This window comes from Nocardioides sp. YIM 152315, assembly GCF_029210375.1.
Lineage (GTDB): Bacteria > Actinomycetota > Actinomycetes > Propionibacteriales > Nocardioidaceae > Nocardioides.
Genome location: NZ_JARGER010000007.1, coordinates 60,929 through 80,366 on the forward strand (window position 1 = coordinate 60,929; position 19,438 = coordinate 80,366).

The 19,438-nt window shown below is 70.9% G+C and carries 23 protein-coding genes; 9 read left to right on the plus strand and 14 right to left on the minus strand.

The window, feature by feature from the left end; genetic code table 11:
• Positions 1–30: 30 nt before the first annotated feature.
• Together PZ894_RS00935 and PZ894_RS00940 are read right to left on the minus strand one after the other, a co-directional pair.
• A complete protein-coding gene (locus PZ894_RS00935) occupies positions 31–1,185 on the minus strand; it encodes an acyl-CoA dehydrogenase family protein (protein ID WP_275741539.1) in 1,155 nt (384 codons plus the stop codon).
• Positions 1,186–1,188: 3 nt separating this feature from the next.
• A complete protein-coding gene (locus tag PZ894_RS00940; protein ID WP_275741541.1) occupies positions 1,189–2,355 on the minus strand; it encodes a thiolase family protein in 1,167 nt (388 codons plus the stop codon).
• A 57-nt stretch (positions 2,356–2,412) separates the two neighbouring features.
• On the opposite strand from PZ894_RS00940, the gene PZ894_RS00945 reads away from it, so the two are divergent.
• Entirely contained in the window at positions 2,413–3,183 is a 771-nt protein-coding gene (locus PZ894_RS00945) for an SDR family oxidoreductase (protein ID WP_275741543.1), read from the plus strand.
• 20 nt (positions 3,184–3,203) lie between these two features.
• On the opposite strand, the gene PZ894_RS00950 is transcribed toward PZ894_RS00945, so the two are convergent.
• Positions 3,204–4,418, minus strand: a complete 1,215-nt coding sequence (locus PZ894_RS00950) for a CaiB/BaiF CoA-transferase family protein (RefSeq protein ID WP_275741545.1) — start codon at positions 4,416–4,418, stop codon at positions 3,204–3,206.
• Between the two features lie 124 nt (positions 4,419–4,542).
• Here PZ894_RS00950 and PZ894_RS00955 point away from each other — a divergent pair, with 124 nt between their 5' ends.
• Entirely contained in the window at positions 4,543–5,238 is a 696-nt protein-coding gene (locus PZ894_RS00955; RefSeq protein ID WP_275741547.1) for a GntR family transcriptional regulator, read from the plus strand.
• Here PZ894_RS00955 and PZ894_RS00960 read toward each other — a convergent pair.
• Positions 5,235–6,131 carry a hydroxymethylglutaryl-CoA lyase gene (locus PZ894_RS00960; protein WP_275741548.1) on the minus strand — a complete coding sequence of 299 codons (897 nt, stop codon included), beginning with the start codon at positions 6,129–6,131 and terminating at the stop codon, positions 5,235–5,237. The two genes, PZ894_RS00955 and PZ894_RS00960, sit on opposite strands and share 4 nt — an antisense overlap.
• Positions 6,132–6,167: 36 nt before the next feature.
• Here PZ894_RS00960 and PZ894_RS00965 point away from each other — a divergent pair, with 36 nt between their 5' ends.
• Positions 6,168–7,151: a phosphotransferase family protein gene (locus tag PZ894_RS00965; protein ID WP_275741550.1), complete on the plus strand. Its 984-nt coding sequence runs from the start codon at positions 6,168–6,170 to the stop codon at positions 7,149–7,151.
• A 3-nt stretch (positions 7,152–7,154) separates the two neighbouring features.
• Here PZ894_RS00965 and PZ894_RS00970 read toward each other — a convergent pair whose 3' ends face one another.
• From PZ894_RS00970 to PZ894_RS00995, 6 genes are read right to left on the minus strand one after another with little or no spacing between them, the layout of a single operon-like run.
• Positions 7,155–8,357: an acyl-CoA dehydrogenase family protein gene (locus PZ894_RS00970; RefSeq protein WP_275741552.1), complete on the minus strand. Its 1,203-nt coding sequence runs from the start codon at positions 8,355–8,357 to the stop codon at positions 7,155–7,157.
• Positions 8,354–8,722, minus strand: a complete 369-nt coding sequence (locus tag PZ894_RS00975; protein WP_275741554.1) for a DUF6285 domain-containing protein — start codon at positions 8,720–8,722, stop codon at positions 8,354–8,356. The genes PZ894_RS00970 and PZ894_RS00975 overlap by 4 nt, the downstream gene beginning before the upstream one ends.
• The gene (locus PZ894_RS00980) at positions 8,719–9,372 is read right to left on the minus strand and encodes a carboxymuconolactone decarboxylase family protein (protein WP_275741556.1); all 654 of its coding nucleotides are present in this window, start codon (positions 9,370–9,372) and stop codon (positions 8,719–8,721) included. The genes PZ894_RS00975 and PZ894_RS00980 overlap by 4 nt, the downstream gene beginning before the upstream one ends.
• A 23-nt stretch (positions 9,373–9,395) precedes the next feature.
• On the minus strand, positions 9,396–10,313 hold the full coding sequence (locus PZ894_RS00985; RefSeq protein WP_275741610.1) for a 2-dehydropantoate 2-reductase: 918 nt from the start codon (positions 10,311–10,313) through the stop codon (positions 9,396–9,398).
• Entirely contained in the window at positions 10,313–11,476 is a 1,164-nt protein-coding gene (locus tag PZ894_RS00990) for an enolase C-terminal domain-like protein (protein ID WP_275741558.1), read from the minus strand. Before PZ894_RS00990 ends, PZ894_RS00985 begins: the two co-directional genes overlap by 1 nt.
• A 33-nt stretch (positions 11,477–11,509) precedes the next feature.
• Positions 11,510–12,331, minus strand: a complete 822-nt coding sequence (locus tag PZ894_RS00995; protein ID WP_275741560.1) for a TetR family transcriptional regulator — start codon at positions 12,329–12,331, stop codon at positions 11,510–11,512.
• A gap of 140 nt (positions 12,332–12,471) precedes the next feature.
• On the opposite strand from PZ894_RS00995, the gene PZ894_RS01000 reads away from it, so the two are divergent.
• Together PZ894_RS01000 and PZ894_RS01005 are read left to right on the plus strand one after the other, a co-directional pair.
• A complete protein-coding gene (locus PZ894_RS01000; protein ID WP_275741562.1) occupies positions 12,472–13,032 on the plus strand; it encodes a VOC family protein in 561 nt (186 codons plus the stop codon).
• Positions 13,029–13,397, plus strand: coding sequence for a DUF4440 domain-containing protein (locus PZ894_RS01005; protein ID WP_275741563.1), 369 nt, complete (start codon positions 13,029–13,031; stop codon positions 13,395–13,397). The genes PZ894_RS01000 and PZ894_RS01005 overlap by 4 nt, the downstream gene beginning before the upstream one ends.
• Positions 13,398–13,947: 550 nt before the next feature.
• Here the strand turns inward: PZ894_RS01005 and PZ894_RS01010 are convergent.
• The 4 genes from PZ894_RS01010 to PZ894_RS01025 all read right to left on the minus strand — a co-directional run bounded on the left by PZ894_RS01010 (position 13,948) and on the right by PZ894_RS01025 (position 16,711).
• Entirely contained in the window at positions 13,948–15,186 is a 1,239-nt protein-coding gene (locus tag PZ894_RS01010) for a hypothetical protein (RefSeq protein WP_275741565.1), read from the minus strand.
• A gap of 317 nt (positions 15,187–15,503) precedes the next feature.
• A complete protein-coding gene (locus PZ894_RS01015) occupies positions 15,504–15,713 on the minus strand; it encodes a transposase (protein WP_275741612.1) in 210 nt (69 codons plus the stop codon).
• Positions 15,713–16,015 (minus strand): hypothetical protein, encoded by a 303-nt coding sequence (locus tag PZ894_RS01020; RefSeq protein WP_275741567.1) that lies wholly within the window; start codon positions 16,013–16,015, stop codon positions 15,713–15,715. The genes PZ894_RS01015 and PZ894_RS01020 overlap by 1 nt, the downstream gene beginning before the upstream one ends.
• Before the next feature lie 321 nt (positions 16,016–16,336).
• Complete coding sequence (locus PZ894_RS01025) at positions 16,337–16,711, minus strand: IclR family transcriptional regulator C-terminal domain-containing protein (RefSeq protein ID WP_275741569.1); 375 nt, start codon at positions 16,709–16,711, stop codon at positions 16,337–16,339.
• A gap of 44 nt (positions 16,712–16,755) precedes the next feature.
• On the opposite strand from PZ894_RS01025, the gene PZ894_RS01030 reads away from it, so the two are divergent.
• The 4 genes from PZ894_RS01030 to PZ894_RS01045 all read left to right on the plus strand — a co-directional run bounded on the left by PZ894_RS01030 (position 16,756) and on the right by PZ894_RS01045 (position 19,357).
• Entirely contained in the window at positions 16,756–17,124 is a 369-nt protein-coding gene (locus PZ894_RS01030) for a DUF4440 domain-containing protein (RefSeq protein WP_275741563.1), read from the plus strand.
• 175 nt (positions 17,125–17,299) lie between these two features.
• Entirely contained in the window at positions 17,300–17,638 is a 339-nt protein-coding gene (locus PZ894_RS01035; protein ID WP_275741571.1) for a hypothetical protein, read from the plus strand.
• Between the two features lie 52 nt (positions 17,639–17,690).
• Positions 17,691–18,461 carry an inositol monophosphatase gene (locus tag PZ894_RS01040; protein ID WP_275741573.1) on the plus strand — a complete coding sequence of 257 codons (771 nt, stop codon included), beginning with the start codon at positions 17,691–17,693 and terminating at the stop codon, positions 18,459–18,461.
• A gap of 140 nt (positions 18,462–18,601) precedes the next feature.
• Positions 18,602–19,357 carry a class I SAM-dependent methyltransferase gene (locus PZ894_RS01045; protein WP_275741575.1) on the plus strand — a complete coding sequence of 252 codons (756 nt, stop codon included), beginning with the start codon at positions 18,602–18,604 and terminating at the stop codon, positions 19,355–19,357.
• The last annotated feature ends 81 nt before the right edge of the window (positions 19,358–19,438 follow it).

Genomic DNA, 19,438 nt, shown 5'->3' on the forward strand with positions numbered 1-19,438 from the left:
GTGCACCCAGCAGCGACGCCCGACGGATCCTCAGCGCACGCCGAGCACGTCGCGCGCGACGATCTGCTTCATGATCTCGGTCGTGCCGCCGTAGATGGTGGTCACCCGGGTGTCCAGGTAGGCGCGGGCGATCGGGTACTCGACCATGTAGCCGTAGCCGCCGAAGAGCTGGACGCAGCGGTCGACCACGTCCTTGTGCATCTCGGTCGCCCACCACTTCGCCTGCGCGGCGTCGACGGCGGTCAGCTCGCCGCGATCGAGGCGCAGCACCGCCTGGTCGACGTACGCCTGCGCGACGTCGAGCGCCGTCGCCATCTCGGCGATGGCGAACTGGGTGTTCTGGAAGCCCGCGATCGGCCGACCGAACGCGGTCCGCTCGCGCACGTGGTCGATCGTCCACGAGAGCGCGGCGCGCGCCCCGGCGCAGGCGGTCACCGCGATGCCGATCCGCTCGAGCGGGAGATGCACCATCAGCTGGCGGAAGCCGTCGCCGACCTCGCCGAGCACGTGCTCGTCGGTGAGCCGGACCTCGTCGAAGAAGAGCTCGGCGGTGTCCTGCGCCTTGAGCCCCACCTTGTCGAGGTTGCGCCCGCGCTCGAACCCCGCCATCCCGCGCTCGACGACGAAGAGGCTGAAGGCACGGCTGCCGGCCTCCGGCGAGGGGTCGGTGCGGGCGACCACGACGACCACGTCGCTGTTGATGCCGTTGGTGATGAAGGTCTTGGCGCCGTTGAGCACCCAGCCGTCGCCGTCGCGGCGTGCGGAGGTGCGGATGCCCTGGAGGTCCGACCCGGTGCCGGGCTCGGTCATGGCGATCGCGCCGATCAGCTCCCCCGAGGTCAGCCCGGGCACCCAGCGCTCCCGCTGGGCCGGCGTCGCCATGTCGACCACGTAGGGAAGCGCGATGTCGGCGTGCACCGTCAGGCCCGAGGAGTACGACGTCGCGCCGACGCGCGCGCACTCCTCGATGACCACGCAGCGGAAGGCGTAGTCGCCCTCGAGGGCCAGCCCGAGCAGCCCCAGCTCGCCGGCGGCCAGCCACGGCGCGCGCGGGATGATGCCGGCGGAGTCCCACTCCTCGCCGTACGGCACGACCGCTCGGGCGAGCAGCTCGCGGACGCTGGCCCGGAGGTCTTCGTGGTCGTCGCCGAAGAGGGATCGGCGCGCCCAGAGGTCCCTGGCCACCGCTCAGACCCGCTCGATGATCGTGGCGTTTGCGAGCCCGCCGGCCTCGCACATGGTCTGCAGTCCGTAGCGTCCGTCGGTCGCCTCCAGGTGGTTGACCAGCGTGGCGAGCAGCCGGGTGCCGGACGCGCCCAGGGGATGGCCGAGGGCGATGGCACCGCCGCGCGGGTTGAGCCGGTCGGGGTCGGCTCCGACCTCGGCCTGCCAGGCGAGGGGCACGCTCGCGAACGCCTCGTTGACCTCGTAGGCGTCGACGTCGCCGATGCCCAGGCCGGCCTTGGAGAGCGCCTTGTGGGTCGCGGGGATCGGCGCGGTCAGCATCAGCGCGGGGTCGTCACCGGCGACGGCGAAGGAGACGAAGCGGGCCCGCGGGCGCAGCCCGAGCCGCTCGGCGACGTCCTCGCCCATCACCAGCGCGGCGGCGGCGCCGTCGGTGAGCGGCGAGGAGTTGCCCGGCGTGATCCGCCAGTCCATCCCGGGGTGGCGCGCGCGCATCTCGTCGCTGGCGAACGCCGGTCGCAGGCCGGCGAGGGCCTCCGGTGTCGTGGTGGCGCGGATGGTCTCGTCCGCGTCGACGTCGCCCACGGCGACGAGCTCGTCCGCGAACCCGCCCGACGCCGCCGTCTCGGCGGCCAGTCGGTGGGAGCGGGCCGCGAACGCGTCGAGGTCGGCCCGGCCCATCCCCCACTTCTCGGCGACCAGGTCGGCGCAGACGCCCTGGTGCAGCAGGCCCTCGGGGAAGCGGCGCGCGATCCCGGGCCCGTAGGGGTCCTCGCCCCGGACGGCGGAGAACATCGGGACGCGGCTCATCGACTCGACGCCCGCGGCGACCACCACGTCGTACGCGCCGGCGATCACGCCCTGGGCCGCGAAGTGCACGGCCTGCTGGCTGGAGCCGCACTGCCGGTCGACCGTGGTCGCCGGGACGCTGTCGGGCCAGCCCGCGGCCAGGACGCCCTGGCGGCCGATGTTGAGCGCCTGCTGGCCGGCCTGGCCGACGCAGCCGACGATCACGTCGTCGACGAGCGCGGGGTCGAGGCGCTGCCGCTCGACCAGGGCGGCGAGCGTGGTCGCGAGCAGGTCGACCGGGTGGACGTCGGCCAGGGCCCCGCCCAGCTTGCCCTTGCCGGACGGGGTCCGGACCACGTCGACGACGACGGCACTGCGCATGGATGCCTCCTCAGGAACGTATGGCGCACTCTAGTTAGCGTTCGCTAAACTGTCCACGTGACGGTCTCCCCCCTCCTCGACCAGTTCCGCCTCGACGACCGGGTCGTCGTGATCACCGGTGCCAGCTCCGGGCTCGGCGCCGGCTTCGCGCACGCGCTGGCCTCCGTCGGCGCCACGCTCGTGCTGGGCGCCCGGCGCGCGGGCCGGCTCGAGGAGGTCGCCGAGAAGCTGCGGGTCGCCGGCAGCACGGTCCACACGCGGGCGACCGACGTCACCGAGCCGGCGGACTGCGATGCGCTCGCGACGCTGGCCCTCGCCGAGCACGGCCGCATCGACGTGCTGGTCAACAACGCCGGCGTCGGCGCCTCCACCCCGGCCTCGCGCGAGGCGACCGAGTCGTTCCGGTCGGTCGTCGACGTGAACCTCATCGGGTCCTACTCGATGGCGCGCGCCTGCGCGCCGCACATGCCGCGCGGCTCGTCGATCGTCAACGTGGCCAGCGTGCACGGCCTGGTCGCCTCGCGCTTCCCGCAGGCGCCGTACGCCGCCAGCAAGGCGGGCGTCATCGGGCTCACCCGCGACCTTGCCCAGCAGTGGTCGGCACGCAAGGGCATCCGCGTGAATGCACTCTGCCCCGGCTACTTCGCCAGCGAGATGACCGCCGAGGGCGAGGACGCCCTGCGCACGATGGTGGCCGAGCACAGCCTGCTCGGCCGCTTCGGCGAGCAGCGCGAGCTCGACTCGGCCGTGCTCTTCCTCGCCAGCCCGGCGTCGTCGTACGTGACCGGCACGACGCTGGTCGTCGACGGCGGGATGACCGCGATCTGAGTCGCGGTTCCGGCCCGGGGTCAGCCTGCCTGGACGGCGACGCCGGCGGCCTGCAGCCGCTCCCACTGCGCCGCGTCGACCCCGGCCAGCCGCGTCAGCACGTCGCGGGTGTGGCTGCCGAGCTCCGGGCCCGGGACCGGAGCGGCCGGGTGGGTCCGGGAGAACTTCGGCACGATGCCCGCGGCGGGCAGCGCCGCGCCGAACCGGTTGACCAGGGTGACGACCATGTCACGCGCGGCGTACTGCGGGTCGGCGAGCATGTCCGGCGCGGTGTAGATCCGGCCGGCCGGGACACCGCTCTCCTCCATCGACTTCAGCAGCACGTCGGCGGTCATCGTGCGGGTCCAGTCGGCGACCAGCCCGTCGATCTCGGCCATGTGCTCGCCGCGGGCGTGGTGGTCCGCGAAGCGCGGGTCGTCGGCCAGCTCCGGGGCTCCCATCGCGGCGCACAGCCGGCGGAAGACGGTGTCGGCGTTCGCGGCGATCAGCACCTCGGCGCCGTCGGCGGTCGGGTAGACGTTGGACGGCGAGACCCCGGGCAGCACCGAGCCGGTGCGGCCCCGGGTGACGCCGGCGACCGCGTGGTCGGCCATCGTCGACTCCATCAGCGCGGCCACGGCCTCGTAGATGGCGACGTCGACCTCCTGGCCGCGGCCGCTGGCGTGCCGCTCGTGGACCGCCGCGAGCGTGCCGATCACCGCGAACATCGCCGCGAGGGAGTCGCCCAGGCTGATGCCGGACCGGGTCGGCGGCAGCTCGGGGTTGCCGGTGGTGTGCCGGATCCCGCCCATCGCCTCCCCGATGCTCCCGAAGCCGGCCTCGCTGGCCCGCGGGCCGGTCTGCCCGAACCCGGAGACATGGACCATGATCAGCCGCGGGTTGAGCGCCGAGAGGGCCTCGTAGTCCAGGTCCCAGCCGGTCAGCGTTCCCGGCCGGAAGTTCTCGAGCACCACGTCGACCTCGGTGATCAGGCGGCGGACCAGCTCGCGGCCCTCCTGCTGGCGCAGGTCGAGCGCGACCGACCGCTTGTTGCGCGCGATCGAGGGCCACCAGAGGCTCTCGCCGTCGACGTTGATCCCCCAGCGCCGCATCGGGTCGCCGGTCGTGGTCGTCTCGATCTTGACCACGTCCGCGCCGTAGTCACCGAGGAGCTGGCCGGCGAAGGGGCCGGCGATGAAGCTGCCCAGCTCGAGCACGCGGAGACCGGCGAGCGGGCCGGCGGGGGTCGCAGTCATGCCCGAATTGTATACATTTTCGCTCGACGCGTCGACAGTCGCCCGGGGAGCCGGACGCGATGTCCCTAGGATGCACACAATCGAGGGACGACGGGACCGACACCGGACGGAGGCGACCAGAGCCGTGGCGACCCGCAGAGCCACCACGCAGTCGGCGTACCAGCAGATCCGGCGCGCCATCGTCGAGGGGCGCTACCGCCCCGGCCAGCGGCTGGTCGAGCAGCGCATCGGCGAGGAGTTCGACCTCTCCCGCACCCCGGTGCGCGAGGCCCTGCGCCAGCTCGAGGCCGAGGGCCTGGTGCACAGCGAGCCGAACCGCGGCGCCGTGGTCCGCGAGGTCTCCCTGGACGAGATCTCCGACCTCTACGACCTGCGCGCCCGCCTGGAGGGGTACGCCGCCGAGCTGGCCGCCCAGCGGATCGGGCCGGCGGAGCTCGAGCGCCTCGACGCCGGCATCGCCGCCTTCGAGCATGCCCTCGGCGCCGACTGGGACGACGAGCTCGACCAGGTCCGCGCGATCGACGACGCCAACCGCGAGGTCCACGGCGCCGTGCTCGCCGGTGCGCGGCACGACCGACTGGGCCGCCTGCTGGAGCGCACCGTCGACGTCCCGCTCGTCTTCCAGGCGTTCCGCCAGTTCGACCGCGCGCAGACCGAGCGCTCCCACCTCTTCCACCAGCTCATCCGCGACGCGATCCTCGCCGGCGACGGGCAACGGGCGTCGGCGCTGATGTTCGAGCACGTCATGCTCGGCCGCGACGTGCTGCTCGCCCACCTCGAGGCGAGCGAGGCCCAGGTGGACGAGCTCTTCTCGACCTAGTCGGCGAGCGAGCCCGGGAACGCGCCGGCGCGGGCCAGCTGGCCCGGGGTGGGGGCGCCGAGCACGCCGTCGAGCCAGCGCGCGGTGCCGATGACCCGCCCCAGGTCGACCCCGGAGTCGATGCCGCTGCGGTCGAGCAGGTAGACCAGGTCCTCGGTCGCGAGGTTGCCGGTCGCGTCCGGGGCGAACGGGCAGCCGCCGATGCCACCGGTCGAGGCGTCGAGCACCGTGATCCCGGCGTCGAGCGCGGCGACGGCGTTCGCGTAGCCGGTGTTGCGGGTGTTGTGGAGGTGGCAGCGCAGCCGGGCGCCGGGCGCCACGGCCGCGACCCCGGCGGCGAGCCGGCTCACCTGGGGCGGGACGCCGACGCCGATGGTGTCGGCGAGCGCGATCTCGTCGACCCCCAGGTCGTGCACCCGCCGCGCGAGGTCGACCACGGTGGTCTCCGGCACCTCCCCCTCGAAGGGACAGCCGAACGACGCCGCGATCGTCACCGACAGGCCCAGCCCGGCGGCCCGGGCGTCGCCGGCGAGGTCGGCGACGCCCTGCAGGGAGTCGGCGATCGACATGCCCTGGTTGCGCTGGCTGAAGGTCTCCGAGGCGACGACGACGCAGTTGACCTCGTCGACGCCCGCCGCCACCGCGCGGTCGAACCCGCGCCGGTTGAGCACCAGCCCGATGTAGGAGACGTCGGGCCGACGGGGCACCCCGGCCATCACGGCCTCGGCGTCCGCCATCTGCGGCACCCGCCGCGGGTGCACGAAGCTGGTCGCCTCGATCCGGCGCAGGCCCGCGTCGATGCTGCGCGAGATCAGCTCGAGCTTGTCCTCGGTGGACACGAGCACCTTCTCGTTCTGCAGTCCGTCTCGGGGACCGACCTCGATGATCTCCATGGCACGATCGTACGCACATTGCATACAATCTGCCGCGTGTCGTCCACCACCGCTGCCGCCGACGAGCTCGCCCCACGCCTGCGCGACCTGCTGGCCGCCGCCCTCGACGACCCGTCGCTGCGGATCGACCACCTGCGCCGGCTCCCGGCCGGAGCGTCCCGGCACACCTGGTCGTTCTCCGCCGGCGGCGACCGGACGGACTCGCGTGAGCTGATCCTGCGGATGGACGCTCCAGGCAGCATGTCCGACGCGATGGACCGAGAGACCGCGCTCATGGTCGCCGCCGGGGCCGTCGGGGTCCCCTCCCCCGCGGTGGTCGCGGCCAGCGCCGGGGCGACCGACCTCGGCGCGGCGTACGTCGTGATGAGCCGGGTCGAGGGCGAGTCGATCCCGCGGCGGATCCTGCGCGACGCGGCGTACGCCGCGGCCCGGCCCGTGCTCGCCGCGCAGTGCGGCCGGGCGCTGGCGCGGATCCACACCATCGACCCGGCTGCCGTGCCGGGGCTCCAGGTCAGCGACGAGCTGGCGGCATGGCGCGCGGTGCTCGACGAGCACGACCAGCCGCACCCAGCGTTCGAGCTGGCGATCCGGTGGCTGGAGGAGCACCGTCCGGCGCCGGCGGAGCCGCGCGTCGTGCACGGCGACTTCCGCAACGGCAACCTCATCGTCGGCCCCGAGGGGATCCGGGCGGTGCTCGACTGGGAGCTCGCGCACCTCGGCGACCCGCTGGAGGACCTCGGCTGGCTGTGCGTGCGCGCCTGGCGGTTCGGCGAGGAGCCCGTGGTCGGCGGGTTCGGCTCGGTCGACGAGCTGGTCGCCGCCTACGAGGCCGAGAGCGGCACCACCGTCGACCGCGACGCCCTGCACTGGTGGCACGTCCTGGGCACCCTGAAGTGGGGCATCATCTGCATCCACCAGACCGAGCGGCACCGGTCCGGTGCCACCCGGTCGGTCGAGCTGGCGACCATCGGCCGCCGGGTCGCCGAGAACGAGTGGGACCTGCTCCAGCTGCTCCCGTGACCCTCAGCGGAGCCCGAACTCCCAGCCGCCGCCACGCCCGTACTCGCCGAGGATCCGCTTGCCGACGCTCTGGATGTGCACCTCGTCGGCGCCGTCGTAAAGCCGGGCGAAGCGGGCGGAGCGGTACATGTGGCTGAGCGGGGTGTCCTCGGTGACGCCCGCGGCCCCGTAGACCTGGACCGCCCGGTCGATCACGTTGTGCAGCATCTGCGCGCCGTAGACCTTGACCGCACCGATCTCGACCCGCGCCTGGTCGCCGCGGTCGATCTGCTCGGCTGCCGCGAGGGTCAGCAGCCGGCTGGCCTGGATCTCGGTGTAGGAGTCGAAGACGTGCTTCTGCATCAGCTGCTTCTCGGCCAGCGGCTCCCCGAACGCGACCCGCTCGTTGAGCCGCGCGCACATCAGGTCGAAGGCCCGCTGGGCCTGGCCGAGCCACCGCATGGCGTGGAAGATCCGGCCCGGGCCGAGCCGCTCCTGGGCGATGACGAAGCCCTGGCCGCGCTCGCCGAGGAGGTTCTGCGCGGGCACCCGGACGTCGTCGTACTCGACGTCGTAGTGGCCGCCGTGGCCGCCGGCCGGCAGGCCGAGCAGCGGGGTCTCGCGGACGATCCGGTAGCCCGGGGTGTCGGTCGGCACCACGATCATGCTGAACGACGCGTGGGGCGCCGCCCCGGTCTCGGTGCGGCACATGACGGTGGTGTACGCCGCGCCGGCCGCGCCGGTCGTGAACCACTTGTGGCCGTTGATCACCCACTCGTCGCCCTCGAGCCGCGCGGTCGTCTGCAGGCCGGTCGGGTCGGAGCCGGCGACGCCGGGCTCGGTCATCGCGAAGCTCGGCGAGATCTCCCCCGCGACCAGCGGCTTCAGGTACGCCTCGCGCCAGTGCGGACTGGCGTGCTTGTCGAGCATGATCGAGTCCTGGAGCGTCCAGGTGCCCAGCGCCAGCTGGCCGAACTCGCTGCGGCCCTGGACCTCGTTGACGTAGACGTAGTCGAGGAACGGCAGCCCGCCGCCGCCGAGCTCGGCGGGGTGGCCGAGGGCCCACAGCCCCTGGTCCTTGGCCGCCTGCTGCAGCTCCGCGAGCAGGGCGGCGGACACCGGACCGCCGGCGCGCAGCACCTCCTCCGCGGGCTCGACCCGCTCGGTCATGAAGCGGTGGACCTCGTCGCGCAGCGGCCTGATGTGGTCGGGGACCCGGAACGTCACGACTGCTCCTCGGGGTTGCGGGGGAGGTAGCGGGGGTTGGCGACGCGCAGCTTCGCACCGACGCTCTCGGCCACGGCCGCCTTGACCTCGGCGTAGCGGTGATCCTCGGCGCCGGCGCGGATGGCCTGCGCGAGGGCGGCGTCGTCCTCGTAGCCGAGCTCGGCCAGGCGGGCCCGGTGGGCGGCGACGTCGGCGGCGCCGAGCTGCAGCTCGCGCTGCACCATGCGCAGCGCGTTCACCGACACCCGGGTGTGGAAGCGCGTGCCACCCTCGACGGCGTCGAGCACCTGGCCCTCCAGGAACTCGCACACCGCGTCGAGCAGCTCGACGGCGGTCGGCACGTCGTACAGCTCGGCGGTGCTCATCGCTCGCCCGTGCTGATCGCGGCGCCGAGGTCGAGCGAGACGCGCTTGCCGCCGGGGCCGTCGACCTCGACGATCGGCTCCGCGCGATCGTCGAACTCCAGGCGCAGGGCTCGGCAGATCACCGCGTGCATGTCGTAGAGCGCGGTGACGTAGGTCAGCTCGAGGATCTCCTCGTCGCCGAGGTGCTCGTGGAGGAACTCGAAGACGGCGTCGTCGACCCGGCCGCCGTCGCCCACGAGGGCGTCGGTGTAGGCGAGCACCGCCCGCTCGAGCGGGGTGAAGTGGTCCGAGACGCCCCACGAGGAGACCGCCGCGATCTTCTCCTCGCTCAGCTCCAGGGCGCGCAGCGCCTTGCAGTGCTGGGAGTAGACGAACTGGCTCCCCCGCAGCCAGCCGGCCCGGGTCTGGCCGAGCTCGCGCAGCACCGGGTCGAGCCGGCGCTCGGGGCTGCGGTAGAGGCCGAAGCCCTTGACGGCGTGCTCGAAGACGTCGGGCACCAGGGCGAAGACGGTCCACCAGTCGCCGGGCGTGCCGGTCGCCGTGCCGGGCTCGACCACCGGGTCGCGGTCGGGGCCGAAGAGCCGGTCGTACATGTGCCGGACCGTGTCGTTGCGGACCTCGCTGCGGGGCACCTGGCGGAGACGGGGCATGGCGGTTCCTTTCGTCGGATGAGCTAAAGGCGCGCCTCGCGGGCACGCACGAGAGCGGTGAGGGTGGCGTTGACGGGCGCGGTGCGGCCGACCTTGGCCGCCTCGCGGGGCACGGCCCCGTTGATGACGTCGATCTCGCTGACCCGGCCGGCCTCGACGTCGAGCAGCGCCGACGGCTTGGCGGCCGGCATCTGGGCGCCGAAGGCGCGCACGTGCTCGACCGGGTCCGGCACGTCGATGCCGACGCCCAGCGCACGGGCGGCCTTCCACGCCTCGGTCGCGGCGGCGCGGCTGACCGGGCCCATGTGCTCGTGGTCCATCACCTCGCCGACCGTCAGGCCGGTCAGCGCGCACGGCGCGCTGTAGGCCACGTTGCAGATCAGCTTCTCCCACTGCATCGCGGCGATGTCCTCGACGGCCGCGGCGTCGAAGCCACCGGCCCGCCAGGCCGCCGCCACGCACTCGACCGCGGTCGGGTCGAGACCGGCGTACGCCCCGAAGCGCAGCGCCCTCATCGCGTTGTGGTGGGCGAGCCCGGGGCCGCGCAGCGAGGCGCCGAAGCCGCTCGCGATGCCGACGGCCAGCCGGTCGGCGCCCAGCGCGTCCGCGACGCCCTCGGCGGAGCCGAGGCCGTTCTGGATGGTCAGCACGGTCGTCGCGGGCCCGACCAGCGGCGTGGCCTGCGCGGCCGCGGACGCCGCGTCCGCGGCCTTCACCGCGAGCACGACGAGGTCGACGGGGTCGGCCGGCGGTGCGGTGTGCGCGCGGACGGTCGCCCGGTGCTCGCCGTCCGGGCCGACCAGCCGCAGCCCGTCGGCGTTGATCGCCGCCACGTGGTCCGCCCACGCGTCGACGACCTGGACGTCGTAGCCACCGGCCGCCGCCAGGCGGGCGGCGTACACCGAGCCCATCGCCCCGCAGCCGACCACCGCGATCCGCATCACGCCACCAGCCGGGCGATCTCGTCGGCGAGCCCGGGCTTGGCCTCCAGGCCGAAACCCGGGTCCTCGGCCGGGTGGATGAGCCCGCCCTCGAGCCTGCAGCCGGGGCTGTAGCCGCCGAACGGCTCGAAGACGCCCGGGTAGGCCTCGCAGCCGCCGAGCCCGAGGCCGGTCACGATGTGCAGGTTGACCAGGTGCCCGCCGTGCGGGAAGGCGGCGGTGCGGTCGACGCCGTGCCGTGCGAGCAGGTCGATCATCCGGGCGTACTCCGTGAGCCCGTAGCCGAGGCCCGCGTCCATCTGGAAGATGTCGCGGTCGGGCCGGACGCCGCCGAAGAGCAGCAGGTTGCGCACGTCCTGGGTGGAGAAGAGGTTCTCCCCCGTGGCGATCGGACCCGAGTAGGCCTCGGCCAGGCGCCGGTTGAGGTCGTAGTCGAGCGGGTCGCCGGCCTCCTCGTACCAGCGCAGCCCGAGGCCCTCCATCGCGTCGGCGTACGCCAGGGCCGTCACCGCGTCGAAGCGGCCGTTGGCGTCGACGGCGACGGCGTGGCCACCGCCGAGCTCGTCGATCGACGCCTCGAGCCGCGCGAGGTCCTCGGCGAGCGAGACGCCGCCGATCTTGATCTTGACCGCCGCGTAGCCGCTGTCGCGGTAGCCGGCGAGCTCGGCGCGCAGCTCGGCGACGCCCTTGCCGGGCGCGTAGTAGCCGCCCGCGGCGTAGACCGGGACGCCGGCGTACGACGTCTCGCGGCCGTGCGCGCGGGCGATCGTGACGTGCGCCGGCTCACCGTGGAGCTTCGCCAGCAGGTCCCAGCAGGCCAGCTCGACCGCGCTCGCGGCCGCCGCGCGGTCGCCGTGGCCGCCCGGCTTCTCGCCCTGCATCATCGCGGCCAGCACCGCGGCGGGGTCGAGGACGCCGTCGGTGCCGAGCAGCGTGTCGGGGTCCGCGGCGAGCAGGCGCGGGATCATCCGGTCGCGCAGGATGCCGCCCTGGGCGTGCCGGCCGATGGAGTTGAAGGCGACGCCGGCCACGGGGCCGCCGTCGCGGACCACGTCGCTGACCACCGCGACGAGCGAGACGGTGTGACCGGCGAAGCTGACCACGGCGTTGGCGATGTCGCCGCGCAGGGGCACGGCGACCTCCCGGATCTCGGCGATGCGCATGACGTCCTTCCGCGGTCGCTGACTTAGCGATCGCTAAGGGTAGACCATGTCCTCCGCGAGTGCGACGTACTGGGCCGCGAGCACGTCCGGGTCGGGTCGCCCGCCGTCGGCGTACCAGTCCGGGATCGAGATCGTCATGGTGACGATCGCCCGGGCCGTGACCCGGTCCGGCACCAGTCCGGGCTGCGTCGCGCCGCCGCGGCACTCGACGACGACGTCCTCGAAGATCTGCCGCATCCGGCGCCGCGCCTCGAGCATCTCCGTCGCGGCCGCGCCCTCGAGCGCGCGCGCCTCGTTGGTGGCGAGGTAGGCCCACGGCATCCGGTGGACGTGGAAGAGCACCAGGCTCTCGACGAGGTTCGCGAGCCGCTCCCGCGGGCCGTCGGCATCGGCCCGCGCGGCCTCGCCGCGCGCGATCATCTCGCCCATCGCCCGTCGCATCAGGTTGACCAGCAGGTCGTGCTTGCTCGGCACGTGGTGGTAGACGCCGGCGACCGTCATCCCGCAGCGCTCGGCGATCATCCGCACGGTCGAGCCGTGGTAGCCGCGCTCGACGAAGAGCTCGAGCCCGGCCCGCGAGACCGGGTCGACCGGCAGCGCGTCGTACTCGCGCCAGTGCCCGAACGCCGGCACGACGGGCGCCGGCGCCTCCTGCTCCACGGGCACCTCCAGGGCCGCGGAGAGGGCGGCGAGGCGGGCGGGGCCCGGCCGGCTCTTCCCGTGCTCGAACTCGCTCAGCGACGACGGGCTCATGCCCACCTGCTGGGCCAGCTCGCGCAGGCCGAGGCCACGGGCGACCCGGGCGGCGCGCATCCGGGTGCCGAGGGCTGCGCCGTGCGCGCGTCGTCCAGTCACGGCGCACACCGTAACGCCGTCGGCGCGCGACCGGCGCGCTTCGCTGTTCGGCGCAAACTTAGCGGGCGTTCGCTATTGACCGAACGAACACGCGTGACTACCGTCACGTCCAGGCAACGACGCTTTGGGAGGTACTAGCAATGGCGAACACCGAGTTCGAGCTCCGCGGACTGTGCCACCTCGCCCTGGTGTGCGAGGACATGGAGCGCACGGTCGACTTCTACACGAACGTCCTGGGCATGGAGCTCAAGAAGACGATCGCGATGCCCGGCGGCGGGCAGCACTTCTTCTTCGACATGGGCAACGACGGCTACCTGGCGTTCTTCTGGTTCCCGAACGCGCCGAAGAAGGCGCCCGGGGTCGCCTCCGCCGAGTCGCTGCCCGGTCTCGGCGACATCGCGACCGCGCACGGCTCGATGAACCACGTCGCCTTCACCATCCCGCTGGAGAAGTTCGACGAGTACAAGGCCCGCCTCGACGCCAAGGGCGTGCAGACCGGCCCGGTGCTCAACCACGACGACAGCGAGCGCGGCGTCGCCGCCGAGATGCACGACGGCGTCTTCGTCCGCTCGATGTACTTCTTCGACCCCGACGGGGTGCTGCTGGAGTTCGCCGCCTGGACCCGCGAGCTCAACGAGGACGACGTCAACCTCGCGCCCGTCAACGCGCAGGGCGTGCCCGCGGTCGGAGCCGGCGCATGAGCGACGTACTGGACTTCGCCGCCGAGTTCTTCGCCGCCGTCGCGAGCGGTGACATCGACGCGGTCGGCGCCTGCTACCGCGACGACGTCACCGTCTGGCACAACTACGACGACGTCGACCAGACGAAGGCCGAGAACCTCGCCACCCTGGGCAGCATCCCCGACCGCTACGACACCTTCGGGTACGTCGACGACCGCACCGTGGCGCTCGAGGACGGCTTCCTCCGCCAGCACGTCATCGTGGCCACCCGCGACGGCAAGACCGCCCGCGTCCCCGCGATCCTCCGCGTCTACGTCGAGGGCCGCACGATCCACCGGATCGAGGAGTACTTCGACCGCGGACAGCTGCTCTCCCAACTCTCCTGACCCAGCTCTCCTGACCCAGCTCTCCTGACCCGGCTCTCCTGACCCGGCAACGCCAGGCCCCGTCGACCGTCCCTCGGCCGGCGGGGCCTGGTGCATGTGCGGCCGAAACAGCGCTAGGTCCGCTGACACCGTTTCGTGCAGCAAGACCCAGGTGATCAGTAAGGCGCGCGACGCGCCCCGTCTACAGGTCATGGCCAAGTTCCTGTGAGGTCAGGCGATGGCGGTGACCGCGAACTCCACCCCGACCAGCAGGCCCGCGACCTCGGTGGTGACGACTTCGAGTGTGTTGAAGCATGACGACACGACGGCGACGATGAGGGCGTCGTCCGCGAATAGCTATTCGGCCTGCCGAGACGCTGTGAGGCGGAATCTCTTGGCCTGGATCTGGCGTCCTGGCATTCACGATGAACAGCGCACAAAGCCTCGCGCTGCGGTATCACCTGCGCATGTTTCGTCGAACTCTCGTTGGCTCACCGAGTTGGGTTTCAGGAGGTTTGCGCGACTGGCTATTACGCGGGCTGACTGGATTGGAGCGATGCGGCGTCGCCTCTCAGCACTTCGCATTGATGCTTCGGACGAAGCGCAGTTCGGTCTGACTTACTGGTGCCGTGGCCGTCCCGTGATCTCGCGTCCAAAGCACGTACGCGCCATCATGGTCAGAAATCACCAACGCTGGCCCTGTGAATGCGGAAGTTGAATCTCCCGTGCGGAAACAGGCGTAGGAATTGTTCATGCCCACCATAAATCCCCAGTCGGTCGTTCGCCCTCTCGATTGTTCGCGAGCCATAGACTCACCGAAATAGAACGATCCTGTTGCGCACACGACGATCAGTGTCACAACTATCGTCAGGATCGGCACCTCGACGATGCTTCGATGTTGTTCTAGGTACGCGCGACCCTTTGGTGTCCGCGACATCAGAACTATCGCCAAGGCGAATTCGATGAAGAGTATGGATCGCCAGCCCGGTGTCTCGACCCCGTCACCTCGCGGCAACGCCGCCTGTAGGCAGGCGACATAGATCAACCCGACGAACAGCGACAGGCCCATCAAAATGCGAAGCCTTCTGGACGAATGGTCGTGTCCGCCAAAGGCAGCGGCTACCGTCGTTGTGATGATGCTGGCGGTCCGCCAATACAATGCGGCGATAAGCCAAACTGCAAATACCGCCGCAAGGCACGCCAGCAAGATCCATGATTCGGGAAGAAGTAGGCTTGCGACCCAACACAGTGGAATGTAGGAGAGAAATGCGCATGTCGACAGCTTCCGGGCAAACGGTTGTGCGTTCTCGACCTTATCCATGCCAGCCTTTACGTTTGCCACGATCCAAGCAAACATTGCGCCCATCAGGCAGGTCGACGCCGTAAGCGCGACGAAATAGGTGGCATCTCCGGACGTGAATTCATTGCCAGCGAGACCAGCACCTATGATCGCCAGAACTACGAACAACGCCATATCTCTCGCGCAGATCAGCGCGGCCTTTCTTGATCGCGCGAGCGGTTCGGCGACGATAATCAAAAGCAACACCGCCCACAAAATTAGAACGACGCCGACAGTTGCACCGCTCAGCAAACCCTTGATATCGATCCCAACGTCCGCGAGGCTGACGTCAAATTGGTTTGCGTAACCGATCCGCCCACTGACGAGCGGGATCAACACGAGAAGTGTGGCAGCAGATGTCGCCGTGGCGAAGTGAGCACCGACAAAGTTCCAGCAGTTCTTGATTACATCGGACTCGGTTTCGGTGGAGCCGTGTACCGCCGGATCGTCGGGCGGACTTACACGAAGCATGTCCAGACTCTAGCCATCGAGATCACTCTGATTGCCGACTCGCGACAACTCGCGGTCGGCTCAGGGGCCGGGCGGCAGACGACTCATACGCTTGGGCTCCGCCGCGTCCTGTAGCGTCATATTCGGCTCCTCCGTGCGGTCCAGTACTGGCCCGGCTGGCGTACATGCCAAGCATTGGCAGGTCAGTGCCTCCGGGAGGCGGTCAAATGAGGTGTCTTGCCGCTAGTGGCGTGGATGTTGGAGTACCTGGACGATTTGGCCTTCGCGAGGATCTGGTCGGCGGCCCTGGTCCACACTAACGGACGGGAGCGGTCGTCTCAGCCGTCGATGAACGCGTGGATCTTGGCGTTGAGGCTACGCACCGACTTGAACACGCCGCGGATGGCTTGTCGCTCGACGATGCCGAGCCAGACCTTCACGAGGTTCATCCACGAGGCGTGAGCCAGCGTGAAGTGCACGACGAATCGTGAGTGCTCGGCCAGCCAGGCGCGGACGTCTGCCTGCTTGTGGGCGGTGTAGTTGCCCATCACCAGGTGCACTCGACCGGGCGAACGACGTCGTCGACGTCGCGCGACAGCGCCGCTCGACCTGCTTCAAGAACGCCAGGAGCTCCTGGTGACGGTGCCGCTTCTTCGAACGCCGCTTTGACCTGCCCGGCCGCCGTGTCGAGCGCCGCGAACGAAGTCGATGTCCCGTAGCGGTAGTAGTCGTGCGAGCGCCTCTCGATCCGTCCCTCCTGCATAGGCGCGATCAGCACCGTCCGCTCGAGCGCTTGGATCTGCGGCTTCTCGTCCACGCACAGCACGATCGCGTTCTCCGGCGGCGCCACGTACAGCCCTCAGATGTCGGTAACCTTCCCGACCAGCGGGGTCTGTGGAGAACCGGAACGACTCCGCATTCCACGGCTTGATCCCCTAGGCACGCCGGGCCCAAGCAATGGTGGTGTTCGAGACTTTCAGCCGCTGGCCCAACAGCCGCGCCGACCAGTGGGTCACGCCGAGCTTCTTTGGGGGCTTCCACGTCTCGGCCAGGATCGCGCGATGATCGAGCTCACGCGGGCGTCCGGGCTCCGGCGGGTGCGCCAGCCCGGCGATCTCACGCTCTCCGTAGGCGACCGCGCCAGTTCAGCACGGTCGCCAAGTTGCGTCGGTCAGTTCCGCGATCCGCGTGTTCGCCTCACCCTCCGCGGCCAGCAACACGATCCTGGCCCGCTTCGCAGCCGCGGTCGCGGGCCTCGGCGACCTGCCTTGAGCAGGACCGAGTGCTTCGTGACCGACTGCGGGGTGAGGCGGGGCAGCTTCTCGTCGGGGTAGAGGGTGCGGATCGCGGGCTCGTCGAGCATCGTGAGCAGCGCCTTGCCGGACGAGGTGCAGTGGGCGGGCATCGTCTTGCCGAGCCGCGAGCCCACGCGGACGGCGCGGGGGCTCTCGACGGCGTCGACGAAGGAGACCGTGTCGCCGTCGAGCCGGCCCAGGTGCACGGTCTCGCCCAGACCGGAGGAGAGCCGCTCCAGGTAGGGGTGCATGCGGTCCTCAACGCGCAGGGCGTGCCCGCGGTCGGAGCCCGCGCATGAGCGACGTACTGGACTTCGCCGCCGAGTTCTTCGCCGCCGTCGCGAGCGGTGACATCGACGCGGTCGGCGCCTGCTACCGCGACGACGTCACCGTCTGGCACAACTACGACGACGTCGACCAGACGAAGGCCGAGAACCTCGCCACCCTGGGCAGCATCCCCGACCGCTACGACACCTTCGGGTACGTCGACGACCGCACCGTGGCGCTCGAGGACGGCTTCCTCCGCCAGCACGTCATCGTGGCCACCCGCGACGGCAAGACCGCCCGCGTCCCCGCGATCCTCCGCGTCTACGTCGAGGGCCGCACGATCCACCGGATCGAGGAGTACTTCGACCGCGGACAGCTGCTCTCCCAACTCTCCTGACCCGGCGTCGGCTCGGTGGTTGAGGCAGGCGCCCCAGCGACCTCGGTGGTTGAGGAAAGCGCCCTGGAGACTCCGTCCATGGAGCCGATGGACCAGGCGTGGCAGTGCACCATCTGCCTGGACGAGTCCGGATTCTTCGGCGCGCGATGAGGGGAGCCGCCGTAGGGTTGCTGGCATGCCTGATGCGCAGGACCACCCCATCGCCTACACCGCGCTCCAGCCGGGCACGTCGGTGCAGACGAGCGACGGGCAACAGTTCGCCACGGTGCAGGCGGTGCTGGTCGACGAGAAGGTCTCCGTCTTCGACGGCATCGTCATCCAGACCGCGCAGGGGACCCGGTTCGTCGACGCCGATCAGATCGGCTCGATCTACACCACCTACGTGCGCACGACACTCACCGCCGAGCAGGCGGCCGACCTTCCTCGACCGGATGGGTCGCAGCTGGTCGAGATCAAGCCGGCGCGGTCGATGGCCGACCGGTTGAGCCGCATGCTCGGTCGGCGCAAGCGATAGCACGTGCACGCTGGGCGCCGGGCGCGACGTCGATTGGCTACCGTTCGTCGCGATGGACGAGCGCGATGACATGGACGACCTGGACGACCTGGAGGTGGCGTTTCGCGTCGCGGATCGTGCGGCCGAGCTGGCGTTGTCGTTCTTCCGTGCCGGTGTGACGACCGCGTCGAAGGCGGACGGGTCCCCGGTCACCGAGGCCGATCGCGCCGTCGAGCGGCTGGTTCGCGCACAGCTCGGCGAGCTGCGCCCCGACGATGCGCTCCTCGGCGAGGAGTACGGACAGGTCGACGGCTCCGAGCGAGTGTGGATCGTCGACCCGATCGACGGGACCACCTTCTTCAGCCGTCGTGACCCGAACTGGCGGGTCCACCTCGCCCTCGCCGTCGACGGCGTCGTCGAGCTGGCAGTCGTCACCTCGCCCGCTCTGGGTCTCCGATGGTGGGCCACTCGCGGTGGTGGCGCCGTCGAGACGGCATGGCCGCCAGGCAGCGGCCACGCACGCCGCCTGGCGGTCAGCACGACCTCGTCGCTGGCCGACGCGGCGCTCGACGCCCTGAGCACGATTCCGCCCGAGCCCTCGCCGGCGCGCTTTCGTCCGCCCTGCACGCCGCTGCCCCTGGTCGAGCTCGTCCGCGGTGCGGTCGACGGTGTCCTGGCCGAGGGGTTCGCCGCGTGGGACCACGCTCCATGGATCCTGCTGGTCCAAGAAGCGGGCGGCCGCTTCACCGATCCCACAGGCGGCGCCGCGTACGACCGCGGCGGCGGGCTCTACTCGAACGCCGTCCTGCACGAGGCGCTGGTCGCGGCCGTGCGCCGCCGGTGACCGACCGCGATCTCGTGGGTCTCGTACGACGATCGGCTGCCGGTTGGGTCGCCCGTGCGAAACCATTGGTGGACCGACTTGCTCCGCTGATGTACTGACGTGCCACCGTGAGTCTGCCGCATGTAACGGAGGTAGTAGGTGTGAGCGGTTATGACACGCTTGCCGAGGTGTACGAGTGGCTCATCTCGGACGCGAAGCTGTCTCCGGCGGAGTTCGCTGCGTCGTTCGCTGACGTCCTCAGCCTCCTGCCGCCGAACGCTCACGTCCTCGACTGTTCGTGCGGAACCGGACAGTTGGCGGTGGGCCTCGCCGGTCTTGGCATGCAGGTCGTCGCAACGGATGCCAGTGAAGCGATGGTTCGTCGGACTGCGGAGTTGTCCGAGGAGTTCGGGGCATCTGTCCGGACAGTGCGGGCGGATTGGCAAGAGTTGCCCGACCACTTCGATGACGACACCTTCGACATGGTGTTCTGCGTTGGCAACTCGCTGCACCATGCCGTGGGCGCGAGCGGCAGGTTTGCTGCCCTGGAGTCGATGTCACGGCTTCTGCGCCGTGGCGGGCGCCTGGTACTCGCCTCCCGCACCTGGGAACTCGTGCGGGCCAGAGGTTCCCGGCTGGACATCAGTGACCGACTCGTCCGCCGGAACGGTCGCGATGCCGTCGTGGTCTACCGCTGGGAGATTGCGCCGCACTGGGAGGAGGAGCACCACATCGAGATCGCGGTTGCGCAGGTTGATGCGGCCGGGTCGGTTCTCGTCCGTTCGGAACTGCTGTCCTGCTGGCCCTACCGATACGACGAACTCGAAGTCGAGCTGCACCGGGTCGGGCTCCGGACGGAGATGAGCACGTTCAACCCTGAGGCCGAGAACTACACGGTGGTGGCGAGCAGGGGATAGGCAACGGGCTCACAGTCCCTGGGCGGACCGCGCGGTTGCAACGCGCGTTGCTCGGCCCGTGCCCGCCGATCATGGGCGGGG

Excerpts from the sequence above, each read along its gene's own strand:
- PZ894_RS01010 (WP_275741565.1), bottom strand. The coding sequence starts at position 15,186 with ATGCTTCGTGTAAGTCCGCCCGACGATCCGGCGGTACACGGCTCCACC.
- PZ894_RS01025 (WP_275741569.1), bottom strand. The coding sequence starts at position 16,711 with ATGCACCCCTACCTGGAGCGGCTCTCCTCCGGTCTGGGCGAGACCGTG.
- PZ894_RS00980 (WP_275741556.1), bottom strand. The coding sequence starts at position 9,372 with ATGCCCCGTCTCCGCCAGGTGCCCCGCAGCGAGGTCCGCAACGACACG.
- PZ894_RS00940 (WP_275741541.1), bottom strand. The coding sequence starts at position 2,355 with ATGCGCAGTGCCGTCGTCGTCGACGTGGTCCGGACCCCGTCCGGCAAG.
- PZ894_RS01015 (WP_275741612.1), bottom strand. The coding sequence starts at position 15,713 with ATGGGCAACTACACCGCCCACAAGCAGGCAGACGTCCGCGCCTGGCTG.
- PZ894_RS00990 (WP_275741558.1), bottom strand. The coding sequence starts at position 11,476 with ATGCGCATCGCCGAGATCCGGGAGGTCGCCGTGCCCCTGCGCGGCGAC.
- PZ894_RS01000 (WP_275741562.1), top strand. The coding sequence starts at position 12,472 with ATGGCGAACACCGAGTTCGAGCTCCGCGGACTGTGCCACCTCGCCCTG.
- PZ894_RS01005 (WP_275741563.1), top strand. The coding sequence starts at position 13,029 with ATGAGCGACGTACTGGACTTCGCCGCCGAGTTCTTCGCCGCCGTCGCG.
- PZ894_RS00985 (WP_275741610.1), bottom strand. The coding sequence starts at position 10,313 with ATGCGGATCGCGGTGGTCGGCTGCGGGGCGATGGGCTCGGTGTACGCC.
- PZ894_RS00960 (WP_275741548.1), bottom strand. The coding sequence starts at position 6,131 with ATGGAGATCATCGAGGTCGGTCCCCGAGACGGACTGCAGAACGAGAAG.
- PZ894_RS01035 (WP_275741571.1), top strand. The coding sequence starts at position 17,300 with ATGCCTGATGCGCAGGACCACCCCATCGCCTACACCGCGCTCCAGCCG.
- PZ894_RS01030 (WP_275741563.1), top strand. The coding sequence starts at position 16,756 with ATGAGCGACGTACTGGACTTCGCCGCCGAGTTCTTCGCCGCCGTCGCG.
- PZ894_RS01040 (WP_275741573.1), top strand. The coding sequence starts at position 17,691 with ATGGACGAGCGCGATGACATGGACGACCTGGACGACCTGGAGGTGGCG.
- PZ894_RS00975 (WP_275741554.1), bottom strand. The coding sequence starts at position 8,722 with ATGAGCACCGCCGAGCTGTACGACGTGCCGACCGCCGTCGAGCTGCTC.
- PZ894_RS00950 (WP_275741545.1), bottom strand. The coding sequence starts at position 4,418 with ATGACTGCGACCCCCGCCGGCCCGCTCGCCGGTCTCCGCGTGCTCGAG.